Annotated in this window: 14 protein-coding genes; 11 read left to right on the top strand and 3 right to left on the bottom strand. The window is 59.9% G+C overall.

Going from position 1 to position 13,179, the window contains the following annotated elements:
• The first annotated feature begins 57 nt into the window (after positions 1-57).
• The 3 genes from J3A72_RS13490 to J3A72_RS13480 are packed head-to-tail and all read left to right on the top strand — an operon-like array spanning position 58 to position 4,757.
• Positions 58-471, top strand: coding sequence for a helix-turn-helix domain-containing protein (locus tag J3A72_RS13490; protein ID WP_012480230.1), 414 nt, complete (start codon positions 58-60; stop codon positions 469-471).
• Entirely contained in the window at positions 468-1,739 is a 1,272-nt protein-coding gene (locus J3A72_RS13485; RefSeq protein WP_005413373.1) for a site-specific integrase, read from the top strand. The genes J3A72_RS13490 and J3A72_RS13485 overlap by 4 nt, the downstream gene beginning before the upstream one ends.
• A 24-nt stretch (positions 1,740-1,763) precedes the next feature.
• Positions 1,764-4,757 carry a Tn3 family transposase gene (locus tag J3A72_RS13480; protein ID WP_043033507.1) on the top strand — a complete coding sequence of 998 codons (2,994 nt, stop codon included), beginning with the start codon at positions 1,764-1,766 and terminating at the stop codon, positions 4,755-4,757.
• A gap of 43 nt (positions 4,758-4,800) precedes the next feature.
• Here J3A72_RS13480 and J3A72_RS13475 read toward each other — a convergent pair whose 3' ends face one another.
• On the bottom strand, positions 4,801-5,079 hold the full coding sequence (locus J3A72_RS13475) for a hypothetical protein (RefSeq protein ID WP_033835997.1): 279 nt from the start codon (positions 5,077-5,079) through the stop codon (positions 4,801-4,803).
• Positions 5,080-5,173: 94 nt separating this feature from the next.
• On the opposite strand from J3A72_RS13475, the gene J3A72_RS23060 reads away from it, so the two are divergent.
• Positions 5,174-5,419, top strand: a complete 246-nt coding sequence (locus J3A72_RS23060; protein ID WP_043033505.1) for a helix-turn-helix transcriptional regulator — start codon at positions 5,174-5,176, stop codon at positions 5,417-5,419.
• Between the two features lie 968 nt (positions 5,420-6,387).
• Here J3A72_RS23060 and J3A72_RS13460 read toward each other — a convergent pair.
• Positions 6,388-7,296 carry a DMT family transporter gene (locus J3A72_RS13460; RefSeq protein WP_064238531.1) on the bottom strand — a complete coding sequence of 303 codons (909 nt, stop codon included), beginning with the start codon at positions 7,294-7,296 and terminating at the stop codon, positions 6,388-6,390.
• A 97-nt stretch (positions 7,297-7,393) separates the two neighbouring features.
• Here J3A72_RS13460 and J3A72_RS13455 point away from each other — a divergent pair, with 97 nt between their 5' ends.
• From J3A72_RS13455 to J3A72_RS13435, 5 genes are all read left to right on the top strand, one after another.
• Entirely contained in the window at positions 7,394-8,197 is an 804-nt protein-coding gene (locus tag J3A72_RS13455) for a helix-turn-helix transcriptional regulator (RefSeq protein WP_043033503.1), read from the top strand.
• A 151-nt stretch (positions 8,198-8,348) separates the two neighbouring features.
• Complete coding sequence (locus J3A72_RS23055; RefSeq protein ID WP_049402761.1) at positions 8,349-8,639, top strand: hypothetical protein; 291 nt, start codon at positions 8,349-8,351, stop codon at positions 8,637-8,639.
• 519 nt (positions 8,640-9,158) lie between these two features.
• Positions 9,159-9,668 carry a lactoylglutathione lyase family protein gene (locus J3A72_RS13445; protein WP_033836000.1) on the top strand — a complete coding sequence of 170 codons (510 nt, stop codon included), beginning with the start codon at positions 9,159-9,161 and terminating at the stop codon, positions 9,666-9,668.
• A 177-nt stretch (positions 9,669-9,845) separates the two neighbouring features.
• The gene (locus J3A72_RS13440) at positions 9,846-10,373 is read left to right on the top strand and encodes an SRPBCC domain-containing protein (RefSeq protein ID WP_223224789.1); all 528 of its coding nucleotides are present in this window, start codon (positions 9,846-9,848) and stop codon (positions 10,371-10,373) included.
• A gap of 52 nt (positions 10,374-10,425) precedes the next feature.
• The gene (locus J3A72_RS13435; RefSeq protein WP_049402762.1) at positions 10,426-11,544 is read left to right on the top strand and encodes an NADH:flavin oxidoreductase/NADH oxidase; all 1,119 of its coding nucleotides are present in this window, start codon (positions 10,426-10,428) and stop codon (positions 11,542-11,544) included.
• A gap of 215 nt (positions 11,545-11,759) precedes the next feature.
• Here J3A72_RS13435 and J3A72_RS13430 read toward each other — a convergent pair whose 3' ends face one another.
• On the bottom strand, positions 11,760-12,113 hold the full coding sequence (locus tag J3A72_RS13430) for a hypothetical protein (RefSeq protein WP_043033501.1): 354 nt from the start codon (positions 12,111-12,113) through the stop codon (positions 11,760-11,762).
• Positions 12,114-12,139: 26 nt separating this feature from the next.
• Here J3A72_RS13430 and J3A72_RS13425 point away from each other — a divergent pair, with 26 nt between their 5' ends.
• Both J3A72_RS13425 and J3A72_RS13420 read left to right on the top strand, forming a co-directional pair.
• Positions 12,140-12,475, top strand: coding sequence for a hypothetical protein (locus tag J3A72_RS13425; protein ID WP_043033500.1), 336 nt, complete (start codon positions 12,140-12,142; stop codon positions 12,473-12,475).
• Positions 12,476-12,480: 5 nt separating this feature from the next.
• Positions 12,481-13,104: a TetR/AcrR family transcriptional regulator gene (locus J3A72_RS13420; protein ID WP_209572153.1), complete on the top strand. Its 624-nt coding sequence runs from the start codon at positions 12,481-12,483 to the stop codon at positions 13,102-13,104.
• Positions 13,105-13,179 lie beyond the last annotated feature (75 nt).

Genomic DNA, 13,179 nt, shown 5'->3' with positions numbered 1-13,179 from the left:
GGCGGATACGGGTTCAGCGTAAAGTCCGTAGCTACTACGGAGTCAAGCGTACTACGAATGAAAATCAGTGAGGCTGCCGACGCCAGCGGATGCCACTTGGAGACGATTCGCTATTACGAGCGGATCGGGTTGCTGCCGCGCCCGGGGCGCACGGGCAACGGCTACCGGGTCTATGGCCCGGCCGACATCGAGCGGCTGCGCTTCATTGCGCGTGGCCGGGACCTGGGCTTCAGCCTGGAGGAGGTCCGCAGCCTGCTGCAGCTGGCCGGCGATGAGGAGCTTTCGTGCGGGGACGTGGACCGGTTGGCCCGCAGCCATCTGGCCGACGTGCGCGCCCGCATGGCCGACCTGCAGCGCATGGCCAGCGAGCTGGAACGGGTGATTGCCAGTTGCCATGGCGGGCAGCGGGCGGAATGCACCATCCTGTCGACGCTGCGCCAGACGACCTCGGTGGAGGCCACGCGCCAGTGACCGAACTGGACCGCTACCTCGATGCGGCCACGCGCCAGAACACGGTGCGCAGCTATGCGTCGGCGCTGCGGCACTTCGAGGTTGAATGGCAAGGCCACCTCCCAGCGACACCTGACAGCGTGGCCCGGTACCTGGCCGCTTATGCGCAGACCTTGGCGACCAGCACCCTCCGCCAACGTCTGGCGGCCATCGCCTCTTGGCACCGCGACCACGGCTTTGTCGACCCGACCCGATCGCCGCTTGTGCGCAAGGTGCTCAAAGGCATCCAGACCCTGCACCCGGGCCAGGTCAAGCAAGCCGCGCCGCTCCAGATTCGGCGGCTGGTCGAGCTCGATGACTGGCTGGCCGCGGCGATCGCTGCGGCACATGCCCGGGGCGATGGGCCGGCGGCGCTGCGCCATCAACGAGACCGAGCGCTGGTGCTGCTCGGGTTCTGGCGGGGATTCCGTGGCGATGAACTGCTGCGTCTGGACGTGGCCCATCTCACGCTGGTGCCGGGACAGGGGATGACCTGCTTCTTGCCACGCAGCAAGGGTGATCGCCAAGCAGCCGGCGTCACCTACAAGGTGCCGGCGCTGTCGCGGTTATGTCCGGTGGAGGCGACCCAGGCGTGGCTGCAGGCGGCCGACCTGCAAGAAGGGCCGGTGTTTCGGGCAGTCAACCAATGGGGCCAGGTGAGCGCCGAAGGCCTGCATCCCAACAGCTTGGTGCGCCTGCTGCGCGAGTTGCTGACCAGTGCAGGCTTTGCCGATGCGGGGCTCCACAGCAGCCATTCGTTGCGCCGCGGCTTTGCCAGCTGGGCCAACGACCAAGGCTGGGACATGAAGGCCTTGATGGAGTACGTGGGCTGGCGCGATGTGCAGTCGGCCATGCGTTACCTGGACGGGCGTGACCCGTTTGCCCGGGACCGCATTGAAGCAAGCCTGCCCAGTCCAACCGTGCCGGTACCGGCGATGGCACTGCCGGCGCCGGAGGGCAAATCGGCCCTGCAGCTGCGCCTGCGCATGGTGCTGACCCCGTTTGCCCGCACGGGCCGCGGCGCGGCCAAGGCCCGAGGCCGAATTGAAGAGATCTGCTTGGCCCCGTTCCAGGCTGTGCGCCTGAACACCGCCAGCAGCGAGTACCAGTTGACTGCTCCCACCGATCCCGAAAGGGATCTGGATGAAATCCTGGCCACGTTGCTCGATGACATGCACCGCATGGCCGATACGCACCAGTGCTTCCTGGAAGCGTCGCTCAGTACAGACGACGGCCGGCACTGGGACTGATCCCCCTCACACCCTCCGGATCCAATGGCTACCCTTCACGAGACCGCCTACCCGCGACTGAAGCCTGATCCCACCGCCAAGGAACTGGAGGAGATCTATACCCCGACCGCCGCTGAGATTGCATTCGCCAAGCAGCTGACCACCCAGCCGGGTCCGCAGCTGGCGGTACTGATTCATCTCAAGCTCTTCCAACGCTTGGGCTACTTCACGCTGTTGGCCGACGTACCCGAGCGGATCCGGAAGCACATCGCCAAGGCCGCCCGACTCGGGCGCGTATTGGACACCGACCAGCTCGAACGCTACGACGCTTCCGGCAGCCAGCGCCGGCATATGCCGCAGCTTCGGCAATTCATCGGGGTACGTCCCCTGGATAAATCGGGCTTGGCTTGGCTGGACACAGTGGCCACCGGAGCAGCCCAGACCAAGCACACCATCCCGGACATCGTGAACGTCCTGCTCGAAGAGCTGGTGCACCATCGCTACGAACTGCCCGGTTTCCGCACTCTGGAGCTGGCCGCCATCGGCGCCCGTGAGCGGGTCAATCTGGGCTACTACCGCAGCATCAGCCACGCGCTGACGCCTGCCACGCGCACGCTCATCGACGAACTGCTGCGCGCACCGGAAGGGTCCAGGTTCACCGGCTGGCAATCACTCAAGCGCGAGCCCGGCCGGCCCACCAACAAGGAAGTTCGGTTCTACCTGCAGCACATCCGCATGCTGCAGCAGTTGGCCGACCAGCTGCCTCCCATCGATGTGCCGGTGCCCAAGCTCAAGCAGTTCCGTGCAATGGCTCGGGCCTATGACGCCAGCGAGCTGGCCGAACTGGCTCCGGACAAGCGCTATGCGCTGGCCACCATCTTCATTCGCGCCCAGCATGCCAAGACACTGGATGATGCAGCCGAGTTGTTCATCAAGCAGGTGCGCGGGCTGGAGAACACGGCCCAGCAGAAATTGCTGGCCTACCAGCTCGAACATGCCAAACGGGCCGACTTCCTCATCGGCCAGCTCAAGGAAATCCTGCAGGCCTATCAGCTAGACGGCAGCGATAGTCAGCGCGTGGATGCCATCGACAACAGCCTGGAAGCGGAAGTGTCGACCTTGCTGGCCGAATGCGAAGAACATATGGCCTACGCCGGGAAGAACTACCTGCCTTTCATGCTGCAGCCCTATGGCGCGGTCAGGCCGCTGCTGTTCAATGGGCTGGAGCTGATGAAACTTCGGGCGACCAGCCACGACGCCGGCATGGAGCCGCTGATCGCAGCGGTGCTCTCGCTGCGCAACCAGCGCCGTGAGCTGATCGAGGTCGCCTCCCTCGGTTTGGACCCGGAAAAGGACTTTGACTGGATGTCCAAGCTCTGGTGTCAGCACGTGTTCGGCAAGCGGGCCAGTGCAGCCGGCGCCGGCTGGATGCACCGTAAGTACTTCGAGCTGGCCGTGCTGGTGCAGGTCAAGGACGAACTGAAGTCCGGAGATCTCTTCATTCCCAGCAGCGAACGGTTTGATGACTACCGTGAGCAGCTGGTCGATGAAGCCACCTTGGCCCAGGAACTGGAAGCCTACGGCCAGGTGTCAGGCCTGCCCACCGACGCCGAGTCTTTCGTGGCGGGATTACGTGCACAACTGACCTCCCTGGCCGATGAGGTCGACGCGCGTTTCCCGGAGAACGTACATGCGGACATCCTGGATGGGCGCCTGGTGCTGCGGAAGGGGCAACGCGCCGAAGTCTCCAGCGCGATTACCACGGTGGATCGCCTCATCGCCGAACGGCTTCCAGAATCCAGCATCGTCGATGTCCTGATCGATGCCAGCCAATGGCTGGATCTGCACCGTTTCTTCCGCCCGATCGCCGGCACCGAGAGCCAGGTCGAAGATCTGCCCCGACGTGTGATCACCACGCTATTCTGCTATGGCTGCAACCTGGGGCCGACGCAGACGGCGCGGTCGATCAAGGGCTTCAGCCGGCGCCAAGTCGCTTGGCTCAACCTGAAATACGTGACCGAGGATGTGCTTGAGAAGGCCATCGTGGAGGTCATCAATACCTACAACAGATTCGACCTGCCTGGCTATTGGGGCAGCGGCAAGAGCGCATCAGCTGATGGCACGAAGTGGAGCGTCTACGAGGACAACCTGCTGTCGGAGTATCACATCCGCTACGGCGGCTACGGTGGCATCGGCTACTGCCACGTGTCCGACAAATACGTAGCGCCGTTCAGCCACTTCATTCCCTGTGGCGTGCACGAGGGCATCTACATCCTCGACGGTCTGTTGGCCAACACTTCCGACATCCAGCCTGAGATCGTCCATGGCGACACGCAGGCCCAAAGCTATCCGGTCTTCGGCCTGGCCCACATGCTGGGCATCCAGCTGATGCCCCGGATCCGGAACATCAAGGACCTGACATTCTTTCGGCCCGAACCGGGTAGGGCTTATAAGAACATCCAGGCACTGTTCGGGGACAGCATCGACTGGCAACTGATCGCCACCCATCTCCACGACATGCTGCGGGTGGTGATCTCAATCCGATTGGGCAAGATCACCGCGTCCTCGATCCTGCGCCGGCTGGGCACCTACAGCCGGAAGAACAAGCTGTACTTCGCCTTCCGGGAACTTGGCAAGGCCGTTCGAACGCTGTTCTTGCTGCGCTACATTGATGACAATGAGATCCGCAAAACGATCCATGCTGCCACCAACAAGAGCGAGGAATACAACGGCTTCGTGAAATGGGTGTTCTTTGGCAGCCAGGGGATCATTGCTGAGAACGTCCAACACGAGCAGCGCAAGATCATCAAGTACAGCCAGCTGGTGGCCAACATGATCATCCTCCACAACGTGGAAGGCATGAGCCGGACCTTGGCCGAGATGAGGAAGGAGGGGATTGAACTGACGCCCGAGATCCTGGCCGGCCTGTCGCCTTATCGGACCAGCCACATCAATCGCTTCGGCGACTACCACCTGGATCTTGAAAGGGAAGTGGCGCCGCTGAGCTACACAGCCAAGGTGCTTGAACAGACCCCATAGATGGGGAGAACCTGATCGAGAGACGAGCAATCAACTTTGAAATTCAGTCGCTTAGGCAGCTTTTGGCCCTGTACGTAATGATTCCCTGCCGACCCTCTTCAAGGTTCATCCCAGCGACTGCCCAGTTGAAGGCCGCTCTTTCGTGGGCATTGAGTTCCGCGTCGATAGCGTCAATTGACTGCCGGTATTGCTGCTGGGTTCCATTCGTAACCATCTTCTTGTCTGTCGGACCGCTGCAGGCAGCTAGCAGTGCTGATGCTGCCAGGATCAGTGTTGCTCTGCTTCTGGCCGCGGTGATGAAGCGGTATGGCTGTTCGCTCATGCGTCCCCCTGTCAATGAAGAAGACAGAATATCTGGTTTTTAGATATCGGAGAACTGGATATAGCTTTCTAGGCCGCTCAGCCAAGGCGCGGTCGTGTCGAAGTCCATCCATCGAAAAGAGTACGCTGCCCTCATTGAGGCTGTTCGCGAGGCGCGGCTAGCTGCCGGTCTGACCCAGGCCCAGGTGTCCAGCATGCTGGGCCGCAGCCAGTCATTCATCAGCGACGTCGAAACAGGCAAGAGAAGGGTTGATGTGGTGGAGCTGAGAGATATCGCCCGCCTGACAGGCCTTTCGCTGGGCAAGTTGATCACAAACTTTGAGAAGCGAATCAAAGACTAAAGCCCCTTAGGGTGTAGCGGTAGGTTCGCGCTTCTTGCCGGCCGGTCGGGACCAGGCGCACACGCCAGTGACAGACGGCCAACCGGATGGAAGGGGCACGCCCTGCCGGAAATCCGTGACGTAGATCGGCCTCGGCGTGCCGGGTCGAAACTTTAGGCTGTTTTGTGGAACCGTGGGGTCTGAACCCTCGTGTAGATCCGGGTGAAGCGACGTCTTTACAGTTGTTGATGTGAAGACATTTCTCCGGCCCACTCCACAGCAGCTCCACAGGTCGCTAAAGCGAACCCCTAAATGCCTCCGATGGGCTTGTCGCGGGGCCTATACCCTTTCGGCGCGACTGTCTGACGTGGAGGATTGCGCCCTACACAAGCTTCGAGACGCAAAGGCTATCGCTTGGCGGCGGCAGCGCAAGATGCGCAGCTGGGCCGCGAAGCATCCCCGGTTCCTACTGTTAGCCTTTCCGCTTTGGGGTGATCCCCGGTCATTCGCTGAGTTACCGGAACAGAAGCTTTGGCCGCGCATTCTTGGCGTTTTCGCGCTTGTTAGCCCCCATCATCGATGCGCTACAAGCCGATCCAGGAAGTGGCCAGTCACTAGTTCAATGGGCAGAAGTTGCTGGCGTATCCTCTCGGACTCCTGCAAGACGCTGGGTTGCCGCTACTGGCCTGGGATGTTGTGAGTGGCGCCAGAGGCTGAAGCTTGCTGCGTCCCTCCCTCTCCTCCAGAGCGACTGCAAAGTTGGTGATGTTGCCAAGCGGCTGGGCTATAGCGGCCCCTCCCCTTTTATTGCAATGTTTCGCCGACTAACCGGCATGTGCCCAACTCAGCTGAAGAGCGCTGTCTAGATGCAACTTCACCTTGAGGAGAGGGCCCTTTGAACCTGGCTAGCCGAAGAAGCGTTCCCCGAACAAGGAGAACGGGCCTCAAGCGGCCCGTTTTCATTTGAACTGCAGCTATGCAATTGTCTTTCAGCGCTTGGTCGAGGTGTCATCCACGACCATGACCTCGTCAGGCTTCTTGCGAGCTGCGTACTCCGCCAGTACCACACCAAATACTGCCATCAAACCGCCACCCACGACCCAGGTGCTCAGAGACTCTTTGAGGACCACCACCGCAAGCAATGCAGTGACGATCGGGACGAGATTGAAGAACCCGGCCACGCGAGCAGAGCCCAGCCGATGCAGGCCGGTCATCCATGCCAACGGTGCCATGATCGAAGCGCCGATTGCTGCGAATGCAATGCAGCCGCTGGCTGCGCCACCCTGGACGCCAGTGCCTGCGACAAGGAAAAGAGGTAGCAGCAGGATCGTTGCAGACATGGCTTGAAGAAACAGGGATTCGATCAGCGTTACGGGAATGCGCCACTTGTGCATCAGCAAATTGTAGGTGGCAAAAGCCAAAGCGCCCAGCAGCATCAGGGCGTCACCTTTGTTGATTCCATGGGAAACCAAGGCTTCAAAGTCACCATGGGACACTACCGCTATCACCCCAACCAAGGAGATGATCGAACCAATCACTGCGCCACCGCGGACTGCGTGACCCATGAAGATGCGCGACAAGGCAAGAGCGATCAACGGGATGAGTGCCTGGATAACGCCCATGTTGGTCGCAGAAGTGAAATGTGCGGCGTAGTACGCCAGGCATTGGAACATGACACCGCCCAAAGCACCGAGCACGAGGAAGCGTGCCCAATTGGCTTTCAGGACCGCTAGGTTCGACTTCAGGCGCGGCAGGGCGAATGGGAGCAAGATGATGGCCGCAGCAAGCCATCGCCAGAAGCTAATATCGACCGGGCCGACGGTCCCTGCAGCGAGCTTTGTAACGATGGTGTTGGCGCCCCAGAGAAGGCAGGCCAGGAGGGGGAGCAGGTAGTACATGGCATCCTCAGATACTGGATATCAACAGCCAGTAGCGTAGACTTGGCGGAATTTCGTTACATCCATAATTTGCGCCAATCTTCATCTTGAATGCGACATGGCAATGGACCCCGTCCCCTCGTTCAGCTCCATCCCTGGAGACATCTACGTTCGGCAAGGGACTTTGCCTCCCTCCGACTGGGATGCTCGTGTGCATCCGTGGGGGCAGTTCAACTATGTTGCGCAGGGTGTCATGGAGTTACAGGTAGGCGAGGACTGGATGGTGTCCCCTACCCACTATGCGATATGGATTCCGCCTGGTGTTCACCACTCATCCCGAAACCGTGGTGCGGTTGCTTATCGATCCGCATACCTTTCGGTCGGCGCGTCGGCGCAGATGCCCAGCATTCCGACTGCGTTAGCGGTTAGCTCGTTGCTTAGGGAGATCTTGGACGAACTGGCCCGTCGTGACATCGGCGAGGCCGTTAAGCCAGAAGACCGGCGACTCTCCGCGGTCGCCCTTGACCTGATTCTGGCCGCGCCGGTGATGTCGAGCTTCCTGCCGCTGGCCAGCGGTGACGTGCTAAAGCGGATTCTGAGCTATGCCGAGACCTCCCTTCAGGACTCTCCGTCGGCACTTGAGGTCGCAGAGCGCCACCACATTAGTGTTCGATCACTTGAGCGCTTGGCAAAGCGCGAGCTAGGGATGGGGTTCGGAGAGTGGCGCAGTCGGCTTCGTTTTCTGAGGGCAATTGATGCCTTGGGTTCAGACCGATCAATTACGCAGATTGCAGACGATCTGGGCTATGCAAACTCAACGTCTTTCAGTGAGATGTTCAAGCGACACTCTGGCCGGACCCCAGACCAGTATAGAAGGGGCCTCAGTCCGCTCCAGCGAGAGGTGGAGCCCTCCTCCCGCTGAATCGAGGCAGGCCTCGAAGCTGTTGGGTCAACCATTTAGCTGGCCCAGACAGTGGCCATTCGGATCGATGGATCATCCAGAGGGTGTCAACCACCGGAGATCCACAGTCAACCACCTCAATTGCGTCTTGCCGAGCGAAGGATTCACGGGCGTGTCGCGGAATGACAGTGAATCCCAGCCCGAGCGATACCGGCTCAAGGATGAGCGCAACCTGATTGGTGAAGCCGTGTATAGGAAGCGCGCGTACGCCTGGATTTCCTGGGAACTTGCGGGCGAGAAGGCGGGTGGCCATAGCCTGGCCATCTGGATGATCAACGAAACCCAACTTTTGAAGATCCGCCCAGCTGTCCGCGCAGGCACCTCTCGGAACTACCAGCTCAAGCGCCTCCTCGGTGAAGGGCTCAGCCCGCAGCCGAGGGTCATCCGGCCGAAGTGCAAGTAGACCCACCTCGTACTTCTTCTCCAGTACCGCCGATAGGATTTCTGGGTCCGGCGAGAAGCGATGACGAATGATCAAGCCGGGATGGGTGCGCTGGAAGTCCAGCAACACCGGGTAAAGAGCAAGGCCAACACTCCCGGGGGTTATCAGCGCAAACTCCCCCTGATCGCTGTCCGCGCTCGCGAGCTTGGCTTGAAGCCGGCGATCGGCCGAATCCATCTCTTGGCAGTACTGCAATAGAGCCATTCCCGCCGGCGTCAGCTCAATAAATCGTGGTCTGCGCAGAAACAGGGCACCCAGCTGTTGCTCAAGATGACGTACATGCTGACTGACCGCAGCCTGGGTGAGCTGCAGCTGGCCTGCGGCCCTGGTAAAGCTCCCGACCTCTGCGATAGCCCGAAAGGATCGGAGCCAATGCTCATTCAGCATAAGAATATTTTATCAATCTGATAAAAATGGATCAGATCATGGTTGAGTTGCAGGGTCTAATCTTGCGGCTACCCCTCTCTTCAGTGGTGTGCCGTGCCTGCCCTACCCCCTCCCTACCCTCGCGCCTTCTCCCACATCGGCCTGTCTGTTACCGATCTCGATGCCGCGGTTTCCTTCTATACAGAAGTCTTGGGCTGGTACCTCGTCATGCCGCCGACCAGGATTGCTGAAGACGAAAGCGCAATTGGCGTGATGTGCACGGATGTGTTTGGGCCTGGATGGGGCAGCTTCCGCATTGCACATCTATCCACTGGTGACCGGGTTGGAGTCGAAATCTTCCAGTTCAATAACGCCGAGCGTCCCGCGAACAACTTCGAGTACTGGAAGTCGGGCGTCTTCCACTTCTGTATTCAGGATCCGGACGTTGAAGGCCTGGCCGCTCGGATTGTGGCAGCTGGTGGAAAGCAGCGAATGCCGGTTCGAGAGTACTTCCCAGGGGAGAAGCCCTATCGGATGGTTTACATGGAGGATCCGCTGGGCAACATCCTGGAGATCTACAGCCACAGCTACGAGCTTACGTATTCAGCTGGCGCGTACGTCTAGCTCCACGCACACCCTCAGCCAGCTTTCGACTGCCAGGCAGTCCTCGCCAAACTGAGACACGACGGTACGGAGCAAGTGTCTCGGCTGTAGAAGTCAGAGGTCTGCAAGTTAGAAGCTGGCGAACGTAATTTTAACGATTCATCGGCGAGCCGCGCCGCTAGCCCTAAGGAGCATATGATGAAAATGAACGGCATTCGTTGGCCGGAAGGCTACCTTCCTGGTTACACCGAAAACTTTGTCTCGAATGAGCTGATCGTCCTCGGCCTTGCCGCAGCTGATGTTTGGCCGTTGCTTGAAGAGCCACGTCTGTGGCCGACCTACTACGGAAATTCAGCCAATGTGCGCTTCCACGATGGCGCCGGCCCTCTGTTGCGAAACGGGGATCGATTCTACTTTGAAACCTTTGGCTTCCCCGTGGAGGCTCAATGCGTCGAGCATGAGGCTCCTACCTCCGAGGGTCCGGGCCGGATCGCTTGGCATGGCTGGGCCGGTGAGCCCGGGTCTGCCGATCGACTTGACGTTCATCATGCGTGGATTGTCGAAGACCTTGATGGTGGCCGAGTGCGGATCCTCACGCAGGAGACGCAGAAGGGACAGCCTGCAGAAGCCCTGCGTCTGGCCAAGCCGAATCCAATGATCAATGGTCACCAGGATTGGCTGGACGGCCTGGTGGAAGCAGCTCGAGCCGCCAAGTCAACGTCCTAAGCCGGAGTAAATCCCCGTGCTTGCTCCTCTTGCTCTCCCCAAAGCCCCGTTTATGTCTGCCCTGTTTAGCCCATTCGAGCTCAAAGGTGTCACTCTTAAGAATCGTATCGCGGTGCCGCCCATGTGCCAGTACAGTGCGGAGGACGGCCGTATCAACGATTGGCATCTCAGCCACTATGCCGCGCTTGCGCGCGGAGGCGCTGGGCTCGTGATTGTCGAGGCTACCGCCGTGTCTCCGGAAGGACGCATCACCCCGGGATGTGCTGGCCTGTGGGGTGATGAGCAAATTCCAGGAATGGCAGCCATCGCTTCTGCCATCAAGCAAGGCGGTGCCGTAGCTGGCATCCAGATCGGCCACGCAGGGCGCAAGGCTAGTGCAAATCGGCCATGGCAAGGCGATGACCACATCGCAGCCGATGATCCCGCAGGATGGGCGATCCTTGGTCCCTCGCCGATCGCCTTTGGCGGCTCGCTCGATAGAGTTCCCAACGAGATGACGGTTGAGGACATTCATCGCGTTCAAGCGGATTTCGTCGCTGCAGCCAAGCGTGCGCTTGCTGCAGGATTTGAATGGCTGGAGCTTCACTTCGCTCATGGCTATCTGGCGCAGAGCTTCTTCAGCCCCGACAGCAACAAGCGGGAGGATCGCTACGGTGGCAGTGCGGAGAACAGAGCACGCTTCCTGCTGGAGACATTGGCGGCCGTCCGTAAGGTTTGGCCCGAGCATCTGCCGCTGACCGCGCGCTTTGGAGTTGTGGAGTACAACTCGCGCGATGGCCAAGCACTGGTCGACTCCATTGAGATTGGCAAAGAAATGCGAGAGTTGGGGCTTGATCTGCTCAACGTGAGCATTGGCTTCAGTGCTCTTGGTGGCCGCGTCCCATGGGGTACACAGGCGTTCCTGGCACCCCTTGCTGAGCGATTTGCTAATGAAACTGGGCTTCCGGTGGCCACAGGTTGGTGCATCGATGATCCACAGACTGCCGAGCGCGTTGTAGCGGACTGTCAGGTTGACCTAGTGATGATCGGGCGGGCCCACCTATCCAATCCGCACTATCCGTACCAAATGGCCATTGCGCTTGGCCAGGAGCTCCCAGCCAGCGTGCTACCCACGCCTTACAGCTATTGGCTGAGCAGATACAAAGGCCCGGGCAAGGCGTCGGCTCAATAGGAGCGAGCCAGCCCCCTCCTCCATCGAGCAATAGGGGCAAATGATCTGGCTCCCATCGAGAATCCCTAACGCCATTGCAAGCTGCTACCCCGCCTCAACACAGGCGGGGACAGGCACCATTAAAGTTGCTCCGCCTTGTCCGCCAGGGGTCACCGAAGCGGCTGCGTGAGCGAGACGGGATGGGAGGTCTGACTAGGCGCCGAAGAAGACTCGAGCTAGCGAGAGGCACTTGGCCGACGCTGCCTTGCCGGCATGCTCAAGCGCGAGCGCTCCGCCGCCGACAAGATGACCATCAGCACAAAGGGGTTGGCTACCTGAATCATGACTACGGACGTCTCTGAGATTGCACCTTGCAGCAGGAGAATCATCGGAATAGTGAGTAGGGCATGGAACAACACTCCCGCACCAACCAAAAGGGCTAGTGCTCGATAGCTCATACGACCCGCGCCAAAGGATGTGTAGATCATCCAAGCGCAGAGGGGGATGAAGATGATGATCGCAGTTAGCGTTCCCGCGCCGTAGCCGACCCCGAGAATCAGCGGGATCACGTGGAAGACAACGTTGATCATGATGATGCTGTAGATCGCATAGCCCCTTGAGCCAGGGCAAGGCTGGAAAGATTGAAGGCGGCGATCGCCTGCCCTGGGTGAAGACGCGTGGTGAGGACAACTACGCGATCTCAGAGCAAATCGGCTGGCAGGTCCATGTCTATGGACGAGCCAGTACTGAACTAAAGGGCTGGTGCGACAGCCGCGGCATGGCTCTTCGCGAGTTTACCTGGCACGAAGAACATGGCCGCGCTGGACGTCAGCAGGACGCTGTCTACGTTCTGCGGCCTGACACTTGGGTGGGATTGGCACAGCCAACGCAGTCCCTAGACGAGCTGCAGCGCTATTGGGATTCCCGCATGGGCAAGAGATTGAGCACGTGAGCGAGATGCAACCTAAGTGGAGTCGTCGCAAGGAGGCGCGGCCGCTCGAGATTGTAGACGCTGCGGTAGATGTTTTCCTTGAGAACGGCTTTGCTGCCGCAAAGCTCTCTGATATCGCGAAGCGCGCACGAGTCGCGAAGGGCACGATCTACCTCTACTTTGAAACCAAGGAAGAGCTGTTTCGAGCCGCAGCGCGCCAGTTGATCTCCACAAATCTGGAAGGCCTTGAGACGGCACAGGCGACCTTCGACGGGTCGATTGAGGAGCTAATCCCGACGCTCTTCCAGCGAGCGGTCTCATCAGGTGGCGATGCCCGCTTGTCTGCAGCATTGCGAATGGTGCTATCGGAGAGCCGAATGTTTCCTGAGCTTGCGAGGATCTGGCATGACGAAGTTGCATCTCGCATGATCCGGCTGGTGGCAAGCGCTGTCGAGCGGGCGCAGGCCAAGGGGACCGTCCGCGCCGGCGACTCAAATCTCATGGCCTTTTCAATCATGGCTCCGATCGTAATGGGTGTGCTGTTCCACGAGCTGTTCGGGACCTCGAGTCCGCATGCACCTGCGCTGGACAAACTTGCGTCCCAGCATGCTTCAATGATCCTTCATGGCATCACTGTGGATGCGATGTAAGCCGCCCTCACGGAGTTGTTAAGGGTTAGGCCACATCTATCCCTCCATGATTGAGATCAGTTGTCCTAGCCCTGC

Origin of the sequence: Stenotrophomonas sp. PvP093 (genome assembly GCF_017876915.1) — a bacterium.
Classification (GTDB): Bacteria; Pseudomonadota; Gammaproteobacteria; order Xanthomonadales; family Xanthomonadaceae; genus Stenotrophomonas; species Stenotrophomonas muris.
The sequence above is the reverse complement of the archived record's forward strand: the minus strand, read 5'-3'. Positions and strand labels throughout refer to the sequence as shown.

What these genes read in the sequence shown, in the direction of transcription:
- J3A72_RS13440 (WP_223224789.1), top strand. Translation starts at nt 9,846, where the DNA reads ATGAAAATGAACGGCATTCGTTGGCCGGAAGGCTACCTTCCTGGTTAC.
- J3A72_RS13480 (WP_043033507.1), top strand. Translation starts at nt 1,764, where the DNA reads ATGGCTACCCTTCACGAGACCGCCTACCCGCGACTGAAGCCTGATCCC.
- J3A72_RS13420 (WP_209572153.1), top strand. Translation starts at nt 12,481, where the DNA reads ATGCAACCTAAGTGGAGTCGTCGCAAGGAGGCGCGGCCGCTCGAGATT.
- J3A72_RS13475 (WP_033835997.1), bottom strand. Translation starts at nt 5,079, where the DNA reads ATGAGCGAACAGCCATACCGCTTCATCACCGCGGCCAGAAGCAGAGCA.
- J3A72_RS13460 (WP_064238531.1), bottom strand. Translation starts at nt 7,296, where the DNA reads ATGTACTACCTGCTCCCCCTCCTGGCCTGCCTTCTCTGGGGCGCCAAC.
- J3A72_RS13490 (WP_012480230.1), top strand. Translation starts at nt 58, where the DNA reads ATGAAAATCAGTGAGGCTGCCGACGCCAGCGGATGCCACTTGGAGACG.
- J3A72_RS13455 (WP_043033503.1), top strand. Translation starts at nt 7,394, where the DNA reads ATGGCAATGGACCCCGTCCCCTCGTTCAGCTCCATCCCTGGAGACATC.
- J3A72_RS13430 (WP_043033501.1), bottom strand. Translation starts at nt 12,113, where the DNA reads ATGATCAACGTTGTCTTCCACGTGATCCCGCTGATTCTCGGGGTCGGC.
- J3A72_RS13435 (WP_049402762.1), top strand. Translation starts at nt 10,426, where the DNA reads ATGTCTGCCCTGTTTAGCCCATTCGAGCTCAAAGGTGTCACTCTTAAG.